The sequence below is a fragment of the Bradyrhizobium sp. LTSPM299 genome (assembly GCF_000938235.1).
Classification (GTDB): Bacteria; Pseudomonadota; Alphaproteobacteria; order Rhizobiales; family Xanthobacteraceae; genus Bradyrhizobium.
Map to the genome: position 1 here is coordinate 81,438 of NZ_JYMU01000073.1, position 9,719 is coordinate 91,156.

The window sequence follows — 9,719 nt, forward strand, 5'->3', positions numbered from 1 at the left end:
TCAATCCGTATCTGCCGAATGCATTTGACGAATACTAAGCGCGGCTCTTAAAGTCTCAAGCAAAATAAGACCCAAAAGAAGACATCAAAAAAAGAAGACCCGGAGGAAATGATGAGCGTGCAGTCGCCATCGCGTGGCGTTGCCGTCCCGGCCGCTTCATCGCGCGCGAGCTCGATGTTCGCCAAGCCGAGCCAGGAGCAGATCGTGCTCCTGATCACGATCGCGCTGCTGATCGTGTTCGGCCTGACGCTGAACGGCTTTGCCACCGTCTCCAACCTGCTGAATTTGCTGCGCAGCATTTCCATCCTCGGCGTGCTCGGCCTCGGCATGGGGCTGATCGTGATCAGCCGCGGTATCGACCTCTCCGAGGTCGCGATCATGGCGGGCGCGTGGTCGATTGCGCTGATCGAGATGCAGCACGGCATGTCGACATTCTCGGCCGTGCTGCTCGCGCTTGCGATTGCGATCCTGATCGGAACCGTCAACGGCGTGATGGTCGCCTTCGTTGAGGCGCCGGCGCTGTTCGTGACGTTGGCCGCCGGCTTCGTCATCTATGGCCTGGCGTTCTGGATCGCACCGGCCTGGGTCGTCTATGCGCCCAAGGACGCGCCGGGACTGATGTATCTCGGTGCCGGGCGGCTGTTCGGCATCCCGGTTCCAATCCTGGTGTTCGTGGTCTGCGCCATCGCGATGCATCTGTTTCTGTCGCGTACCTCGATCGGCCGCTTCATCTACGCGCAGGGCGACAATCCGGAGGCCGCGCGGTTGTCCGGTGTCGCGCTGCGGCCGCTGATCGTGCTCGAGCATGTGCTCGTGGCGCTGCTGGCCTGGGTCGCCGGCTTCGTCTGGGTCGGCACCACTGGCAGCATGCAGATGGCGATCACGCAAGGGACCATGATCTTCGACGTCGTGCTCGTCGTCGTGATCGGCGGCATTAGCCTGATCGGTGGCCGCGGCAGCGTGTTCAGCGTCGTGGTCGGCTGCGTTCTGATCGGCACCCTGCTGAACGCCTTCACCATTATGGACGTCAACACCGAGGTGCAGAACATCGTCAAGGGCGTGGTGCTGCTGGCCGCGATCGTGCTCGACAACTGGCTGCACCCCCGTGACGAGGAGACCGCGCGCCAGGGCGACTGAACGAGATCGATACAATCAAAACGAATCAATCAAACAAGAATATCTGTGGAGGAAACGATGAAGACGACGAAGCTCTGGACTGTCCTGCTGGCCGGCGTAACGCTGGCGGCGTTGCCAATTGCGGCATCGGCGCAGGAGGAAGGCACCAAGACCGCGCGCGAGCTGCGCGCCTCCTACGACAAGGCGCTGGCGGGCAAGACCATCGCCTATCTGCCGATCGCGCTCGGCGTGCCGCTGTCGGACGAATGGGGCCGCGTGGTGCAGGAGGAGGCCGAGTGGCGCGGCATGAAGTACATCGTGCGCGATCCCAACAACAATCCGTCGGCGATGCAGCAGGCGTTGACCGCGCTGGTCGACCAGAAGCCCGACGTGCTGATCGTGCAGAATCCGAGCGTCACGCTGTTGATGAAGGATCTCAAGCGCGCCGAGAGCCAGGGTACGCATGTCATCCAGATCAACATGTCCTCGAACTACAAGTCCGGCGCCTTCGTCGGTGCCGACTGGCGCGAGATCGGCAAGATGCTCGCAACCGAAGTCGTGAAGGCCTGCGGCACCTCCTCCGGCAAGTCTGGCAAGGTCCAGATCGTGCAGGGCGAATTGACCGCGGCCGCCAGCGTCGACCAGGTCGGCGGCATCATGGAGGTCCTCAACAAGGACTCCAACATCAAGGTGGTGTCCAACCAGGCCGCCAATTGGGACGCCAACACCGCGCTCAACGTCACCGCGACCGTGATCCAGCAGCATCCGGACCTCTGCGCCTCGATCGGCTTCTGGGGCATCATGGAATCGGGCGCAGCGCAAGCCATTCGCAATGCCGGCAAGATCGACGATGTCAAAGTGTATGCCTCGGGCGAGGGCTCGCAGCTCGATTGCGACCAGGTCAATTCGGGTAACTTCGCCAAGTTCCTGAGCTACAAGGCGACCGAGCAGGGCCACGATCTGATGTTCGCAGCCGAAACCCTGCTGACCTCCGCCGACAAGCCCGGCACCCGCAATCTCGCCTATTACACGCGGCCGATCTGGCTCGATAAGACCAACGCCTCGGGCGGCAACTGCTTCGCGCTGAAGAAGAACTAACAAGGGCGCGGCAGCCGGTGCGGGGCGCGAGCGTCCCGCGCCGGCTGATCAAAAGCATGATCCGGAAAAGTGGGAACCGGTTTTCCGAAAAGATTATGCTCAAATAAAAAGACGAGATCGTGATGCGATTGCCTGCAATCGCCTCATGATCGAGGGAGTGCTTGGCGATGTCGATGGCTGTCGATTCCTTTGCCGCGTCGGTGCGGCGGTTTTCACCCCGGCTGTTGCTGTCGGAGTTGCTGCTCAAGCAATGGTTCGAGCCGGTCGTTCCCTTCACGGTGATGATCGGGCTGTGGACGTATTTCGCGCTCACCATTCCCGACTACGCCTCGGTGCAGAACACGGTGTCGCTGCTGCGGCTGTTCGCCGAATTCGGCTTCGTCGCACTCGCCATGGGGTTCTGTCTCGTCACCGGCGGCATCGATCTTTCCGTCGGTGCGATCTTTGCGCTGTGCAATTTCGCCGCGCTGTATTTCCTGCTGGTCCGCGAATGGCCCGTCGGCCTCGTGGTGCCGGCGACGCTGCTGGTCGGCGCCGTGCTCGGCTGCATCAACGGCTTCCTGATCGGATTCCTCAAGACGCGGCCGTTCCTGACCACGCTGGTGACGCTGATCATCCTGCGCGCCTCGGTCAATCTGCTCAACACCAGCTATGCGCAGGTGTTCGCCACCAACTCGGTCGACAGCGACGCCTGGGATTTCATCGGCGGCGGCAGCGTGCTCGGCATCCCCATCAATGCGGCGACTCTCTTTGTCGTGCTGCTGATCTGTCACATCTTCCTGTCGCGCTCGCGCTATGGCTGGCATCTCACCGCGATCGGCGCCAGCCGCAAGGCGGCGCGCCATGCCGGCATCCGCGTCCGCCTGATGCTGTTCATGACCTATGTGCTGTCAGGCACGCTGTGCGCGGCGAGCGGTATTTTCTACGCTGCACGTCAGGCGTCGACGGATTCCACCACCGGCGTCGGCTGGGAATTCCAGGCGCTCACCGCGGTGGTGCTCGGCGGCGTCTCGCTCGCCGGCGGCAAGGGCACGGTGTGGCGGGCGATGATCGGCGCGCTGATCGTCTTCCTGCTGATCAACGGCCTCGTCCGCATGGGCATCCCCGGCTATGTCACCTCGGCGGTGACGGGCATGATCCTGCTCGCGGCCGTCGGCATCGACGTCAAATGGTCGAAGAACCGCGGCAAGGCGATCCAGAAGATCTACGTCAACCCGGCCTATGTGGCGCTGGCGGCGGCGCCATCAGTGCAGCGCGGCTCCGGATCGGCCTATGCGCAGAACGATCGGCTGATCAATGCGCAGGCGATCGGCATCGATCAGGTCGAAGGTCCCGAGGACGTCATCGTCGACCGCCAGGGCCGGGTCTACGGCTCGACCCGCGACGGCAATGTGATCCGCTTCTCCGGCGCGAACTTCGAGACCCGCGAGGTGTTCGCCCATATCGGTGGCCGGCCGCTCGGCATGCAGTTCGACCGCGACGAGAATTTGATCGTCGCCGTCGCCGGCATGGGTGTCTACGGCATCGCGCCCGACGGCAAGGTGTTCAAGGTCACCGATGAGACCAACCGCACCTGGTACAAGCTGAACGACGATTCCCGCCTGCGCATGGCCGACGATCTCGACATCGCGCCCGACGGCAAGATCTATTTCAGCGACTGCACCACGCGCTATGAGATGACGACCAACACCCTCGACATTCTCGAGGCGCGGCCGAACGGCCGCCTGGTCTGCTACGATCCCAAGACGAAAACGACCCGCACCGTGATCAACCATTTCTATTTCCCGAACGGCGTCTGCGTCTCGCATGACGGCCAGTCGGTGCTGATCGCCTCGACCTCGCTCTGCAAGATCTTCCGCTACTGGATCGCGGGGCCGAACAAGGGCCGCACTGAAGTGCTGATCGACGAGCTGCCGGGTAACCCCGACAACATCAACCGGGCCTCCGACGGCACCTATTGGCTCGCGCTGGTCGGCATCCGCACGCCGACCTTCGATCTCTCGGCGCGCAAGCCCGGCTTCCGGCTGCGCATGGTGAAGCAGGTGCCGGCCGACGAGTGGCTGGCGCCGGGGCTCAATCATGGCTGCGTGCTGAAGTTCAACGAGAAGGGCGAGGCGTTGGAATCCTGGTGGGACCCGACCGGGACCTCGCATTCAGTGCTGACCTCGATGCGCGAGCATGAGGGCTATCTCTATCTCGGCGGTCTCGAGAACAACCGGATCGGCCGCATCAAGCTCGACGGCGTCGATGACAGCTGGAGCGGATACGAGGCCTATTGGGGCGCCAAAAGCAGGGTGACGACGTAATGGGACTGTTCGATCATCTGTTGCGCGACATCAGAAGCGTCGTCGATCGCGATGGCGTCGACAGCGCGATCCCGCCGCTCGACGGCGCGCTGAGCCCGAACGACCGGCTCGACACGGCTACTGCGATCGGCGAGCCGCTACCCGGTGTGGACGACGTGATCTCGGCCGGCGACGGCGCGGTTTACGTCTCGGCGGAACGGCGCGTGCTGAAACTCAGCGGCGACAATTTCTCGACGCGCGCGATCGTCGCCGAGCTTGAGGATGACGCCGGTGGGCTTGCGCTTCATCCGGACGGCCGGCTGCTGGTTTGCGTCGCGGGCAGGGGCCTTGCTGCCATCGATCCGGCCAAGCCCAATCCTCAGTGGCTCGAGGCTGCCGACGGCAGCGCACTCGCGGGACTTCTATCGGTGACCGCGGCGCCTGATGGCCGCATCTATGCGGTCGAAGGCAGCGCCGGCCGCCGCCCGGCCGAATGGCGCCACGATCTGATGGAGAAGCGGTCGAGCGGCCGCCTGATCGCCTGCGGTGCTGATCTCGGCAATCCGCAGGTGCTGCTGCGTGACCTGCCATATCCCTATGGCGTGACCGTCGCCGCTGGTGGCAAGGGCCTGTGGCTGTCGGAAAGCTGGGCGCATCGGCTGAGCCGCTTCGCGCTTGATGGCAGCGGCCTCGGTGCGCGCGAGATCGTCGCCGGCAACATGCCGTGTTATCCGGCGCGGCTGCATCCGGACGGCCACGGCGGGCTGTTGCTCGGCGTATTCGCCCGCCGCACCCATCTGATCGAGTTCGTGCTCAAGGAAGACGATTTCCGCGAGGAGATGATGGTGACGATCCCGCCCGATCACTGGGTCGCACCCGCGCTCATCGGCGGCAGTGATTGCCTGGAGCCGATGCAGATCGGGGCGGTCAAGGCGCTCGGCATCCAGAAGCCGTGGGCGCCGCCGCGCTCCTACGGTCTGCTGGTGCATCTCGACGCCGACGGCGAGGCGACCGACAGTCTGCACAGCCGTGCCGGCGGCCGCTTCCATGGCATCACCGCCGCCTGCGCCACCGACCGTGGCGTCGTCATCGCGGCTCGCGGCGCCGGACGCCTGCTGCTCTATTCGGGAGACCTGCGATGAATGATGGCGTGATGCAGGCGACCTCAAGCGTCCAGCCCGCGGTGGCCCGCGAGCCGGTGCTGCAGATCACCAACGGCTCGAAAATCTATGGCGGCGTCCACGCCATCGAGGGCGTCAATTTCGATCTCTATCCCGGCGAGGTCCATGCGCTGGTCGGCGAGAATGGCGCCGGCAAGTCGACGCTGTGCAAGGCGATCGCGGGCGCGATCAATCTCACCTCCGGCGATTACATGCTCGACGGCAGACCTGCCAAATTCGAGCAGCCGCGCGACGCGCTCAACGCCGGCATCTGCATGGTCTATCAGGAGACCAGCCTGGTGCCGACCATGACGGCGGCGCAGAACATCGAGCTCGGCAATGAAAAGCTGCTGACGCGCTTCCGCACCCTCAACATCCAGGCCCAGCAGCTGCTGCAGTCGCTCAACTTCCACGTCGATCCGGCTACTCCCGTCGGTCTGCTCGGAACCGCCAAGAAGCAGATGGTGGAGATCGCGCGCGCGATCTACAACAAGGCGCGCATCATTATCTTCGATGAGCCGACCGCGAGCCTGACGCCGGAGGAGATCGTCCACTTCTTCCATCTGGTGCGCGATTTGCGCGCCCGCGGCGTCTCGATCATCTACATCTCGCATGCGCTGGAGGAATCGCTGCAGATCGCCGACCGCATCACCGTGCTGCGCGACGGCAGACTGGTGATCACGGCGCCGGCCAAGCAGCTCACGCGCGATGCGCTGGTGCAGCACATGGTCGGCCGCGAGGTGGCGCAAGCGGTTTATGGGCGAAGAGAGAAGACGCATCAGCGCCGCGAGAAGGTGCTGACGGTCGAGAACGTCACCATGGGCATGGCGGTCAAGAACATGTCGTTCTCGGTCTATGCCGGCGAGGTGGTCGGCATCGCCGGCCTGATCGGCTCCGGCCGCACCGAGATTGCCAAGGTGATCTACGGCGCGCTGAAGCGTAACCTGGTCAATGGCGGCACCATCCGGCTGCGGGGAAAACCGATCCGCTACCGCGTGCCGCGGCAGGCGATCAATGACGGCATCGCCTACATCACCGAGGACCGCAAGGCCAACGGCTTCTTCGAGACCATGGTGGTCGACGACAACGTCTATATCGGCAGCCTCGCCACCCGCAAGGGCTGGAGTTTCTTGCTGTCGCGCACCCGGCGCAGCAAGCTCGCCAGTTACTGGGTCGAGCGCCTCAAGATCAGCGCCCTGCAGCGCAAGGCGCGGATCGTCGAATTGTCCGGCGGCAACCAGCAGAAGGTGGTGCTGGCGAAGACGCTGGTGCAGGACCCCTCGATCATCATCTTCGACGAGCCGACGCGCGGCGTCGATGTCGGCACCATCCCGCATATCCACAGCGAGATCCGCCGTCTCGCCGACGAGGGCAAGGCCGTGGTGGTGATCTCGTCCTATTTGCCGGAAATCCTCGCGGTGTCCGACCGCATCCTGGTCGCCCGCACCGGCCGCATCGTCGCCGAATTCGACGCCGCTGATGCGACGCAGGATAAGATCCTGTACGCGGCGGTGCACTGAGGTCGCACGACGCGGCCTCTCCTGTCGTCATTCCGGGCTCGCGCCAAGTGGCGCGCCCCGGAATGACGAGGGGATAGCCCTGTGCCGCTGATTGTCGCTGCGCCCGTCGCCTTGAGGCACTTCTCGCCGGTGATCAATCCGCCAGCGCCGCCCGCAGCGCGGCGTTGAACTGCGCCGGGCGCGTCAGGAACGGCGCGTGGCCCGCGCCCTCGATCCATGCCACCGGGCGGGTGCAGCCCGGGATGTGCGCGGCGAGGTACGTGCTGGCGGCCGGGAGGCATATGCCGTCGTCGGCGCCAGCGATCACTGCCGTCGGCGTTGTGATCTTGGGCAGCAGGTCGATCAGGCTGCGCGGTCCCGAACTGGCAAAGGCGGCGAGCGCGACCGCCGGCGAGGTGGCCGCCGCGATCCCGGTGATAAGGCGCGTTGCCGCGGCATCTTCAGGGGCAATCATGCCTGAGAAGGCGGCGCAGCCTTGCGCGAAATCGCTCAGGAGCTGGCCGAGTTGCATCGCCGCTTCGACCGGCAAAGCGTGCGGGAAACTCTCGCTTGCCAGCAATTGCGGCGTGGTGTCGACCAGCACCAGGCGTGCGAGCGTCTGCGGATATGTCGCGGCGAACAGTTGTGCGATGGCGCCGCCCATCGACCAGCCGACCAGCGTGACATTCTTCAGGCCGAGTTGCGCGATGAGTTGGGCGAGATCGGCGGCGTGATCCTCAAAGCTGATGTCCGGCGTGTGTGCGCTGGATTGGCCAAAGCCGCGCAGGTCCACGCACACCACGCGATAGTCGCCCGCGAAGGCTGCGACCTGATGCTGCCAGACCTCGTGGCTCATCATGATGCCATGAACCAACAGCAACGCCGGACGGTCGCCGCCGCTGTCGGTCAGGAAGATCGTGTTGCCGGCAATCTCGAGCATGGTGACCTCTCCCCGAAGGATGAACGAGAGGTCACTACCATCGTCGGTGATATCTGGTATTGCAGCTTCGGCGCAGGCGAATTGAACGTTCGGATCACGTCAACACGCTGCGCCGGAAGGCCGCCGGCGATGCCCCGGTCAGCGCGCGAAAGTGCCGGTGGAAGTGGCTCTGGTCGGCGAAACCGAGTTCCAGCGCGAGGTCGGCAAAGCTCACGGGCCTTGGCAGCTTCAGCCGCTGTTTGGCGATCGCGATGCGATAGTCGATCAAATAGGCATGCGGCGCCTTGCCGAACGCGGCACGGAAACGCCGGATGAACTGCGCGCGGCTGAGGCCGGTGAGGCCGGCCAGTTCGTCGAGCCCGATCGTCCGGTAATATTCCTGGTGGATCAGGTCGATCGCGCGGTCGAGCGCGGGGCCACGATGGTTCGTCGCGGCCGGCAGCGGCAGCGCCGCGCCGAATTCCCGCATGATCCAGTGTGACAGCGCGGTCCCCAGCGCCTCGACATAGAGCGGGCCATTGAGGCCACCATTGGCGAGTTCGAGGGCGAACAGGCGCACCAGCGCCTGCAGTTCGGGCGAGGTGAACTGAAAGTCGTCGCGCAGAGCTGTCAGCGCATTCGCGCCGTCCTGCCCGGCATTGTGCGCGAACAGGTCCTCGTCGATCATCAAATGGATCGCGCAGGGGCGGCCTTCGCCGAACAGCCAGCGATTGTCGGCACGTGCCGGAATGAAGCTGAGCTCGCCGGTGCGCAACCGCGTCCGCGTCGTGCGGTCAGCACATTCGTGATGAAACTCACCGTCGAGCGCCCTGGTGTGATAGACCAAAAGATGCGCGTTCATGCCGGCGCAGTTGATGTCGCTCGGCGGCAGGTCCGGATAGTCCTCGACACGCAGGCCGCGCCAGCCGAAGCCGCCGGAATGCGCCGCGCACGTCACCGGCACCATCGCCATGCGCTGCTCCGGATTCAGCAGGTGGCTTCCGCCCGAGCTCAGTCCCGTCATGGTTGTCTCTGCGCAAAGGTCGTCCCGGCGGCAGCACTCTCGCTTGCGGCGGCGACGGAGGCAAGGGGCCGCATCCGCACCATCGGGCGTTAAGAACGCTGGTGTCTGACTCGCAAACCGCGCCACAAACTCATTGTCGTCCCGGGCTTGACCCGGGACCCATAACCCCAAATGCCGATTGTTGCGCGACGTTGGAGCCACAGCTCACTTCAACAACGCAATCCTGTGGTTGATGGTGTGGACGGCCCCCTACGGCATCAGTGTGCCAGAATGAGGTTGTTGCAAATCTCAGACAAAGGAGCCGTCCGTGGGAGAGATTATCCGAATTGGAATGGATACGTCGAAGCATATTTTTGTGCTGCATGGGGTTGATGCGTCGGAGCGGCCGGTGCTGCGCAAGAAGCTTTCGCGCAACCGGGTGTTGGAGTTCTTCGGCAAACTGCCGGCGACCGTGATCGGGATGGAGGCTTGCGGGGCTTCGCAATATTGGGCGCGGGAGCTCCGCAAGCTCGGCCATGAGGTGAAGCTGATGGCCCCACAGCTGGTGAAGCCCTACGTGATGCGGAACAAGAACGACGGGCGGGATGCGGAAGGGCTGTGTGAAGCGATGGGCCGGCC

General features: G+C 64.3%; 7 protein-coding genes and 1 pseudogene. 6 read left to right on the plus strand and 2 right to left on the minus strand.

Annotation, left to right across the window (positions count from 1 at the left end):
* Positions 1-111: 111 nt before the first annotated feature.
* The 5 genes from UP10_RS34080 (at position 112) to UP10_RS34100 (ending at position 7,179) form a co-directional block, all read left to right on the plus strand.
* Complete coding sequence (locus UP10_RS34080; protein ID WP_245322070.1) at positions 112-1,137, plus strand: ABC transporter permease; 1,026 nt, start codon at positions 112-114, stop codon at positions 1,135-1,137.
* A 57-nt stretch (positions 1,138-1,194) separates the two neighbouring features.
* Positions 1,195-2,214, plus strand: coding sequence for a sugar ABC transporter substrate-binding protein (locus tag UP10_RS34085; protein ID WP_044591575.1), 1,020 nt, complete (start codon positions 1,195-1,197; stop codon positions 2,212-2,214).
* A gap of 167 nt (positions 2,215-2,381) precedes the next feature.
* Positions 2,382-4,520 carry an ABC transporter permease gene (locus UP10_RS34090; RefSeq protein WP_044591576.1) on the plus strand — a complete coding sequence of 713 codons (2,139 nt, stop codon included), beginning with the start codon at positions 2,382-2,384 and terminating at the stop codon, positions 4,518-4,520.
* On the plus strand, positions 4,520-5,641 hold the full coding sequence (locus tag UP10_RS34095) for an SMP-30/gluconolactonase/LRE family protein (RefSeq protein ID WP_050043929.1): 1,122 nt from the start codon (positions 4,520-4,522) through the stop codon (positions 5,639-5,641). The genes UP10_RS34090 and UP10_RS34095 overlap by 1 nt, the downstream gene beginning before the upstream one ends.
* Positions 5,638-7,179 carry a sugar ABC transporter ATP-binding protein gene (locus UP10_RS34100; RefSeq protein WP_156180522.1) on the plus strand — a complete coding sequence of 514 codons (1,542 nt, stop codon included), beginning with the start codon at positions 5,638-5,640 and terminating at the stop codon, positions 7,177-7,179. Before UP10_RS34095 ends, UP10_RS34100 begins: the two co-directional genes overlap by 4 nt.
* A 133-nt stretch (positions 7,180-7,312) precedes the next feature.
* Here UP10_RS34100 and UP10_RS34105 read toward each other — a convergent pair whose 3' ends face one another.
* Positions 7,313-8,098 (minus strand): alpha/beta fold hydrolase, encoded by a 786-nt coding sequence (locus UP10_RS34105; RefSeq protein WP_044591577.1) that lies wholly within the window; start codon positions 8,096-8,098, stop codon positions 7,313-7,315.
* Between the two features lie 94 nt (positions 8,099-8,192).
* Positions 8,193-9,101, minus strand: a complete 909-nt coding sequence (locus UP10_RS42320) for an AraC family transcriptional regulator (protein WP_050043930.1) — start codon at positions 9,099-9,101, stop codon at positions 8,193-8,195.
* 307 nt (positions 9,102-9,408) lie between these two features.
* Between UP10_RS42320 and UP10_RS34115 the strand changes: the two are divergent.
* A pseudogene (locus UP10_RS34115) lies at positions 9,409-9,719 on the plus strand (IS110 family transposase); the annotation flags it as partial.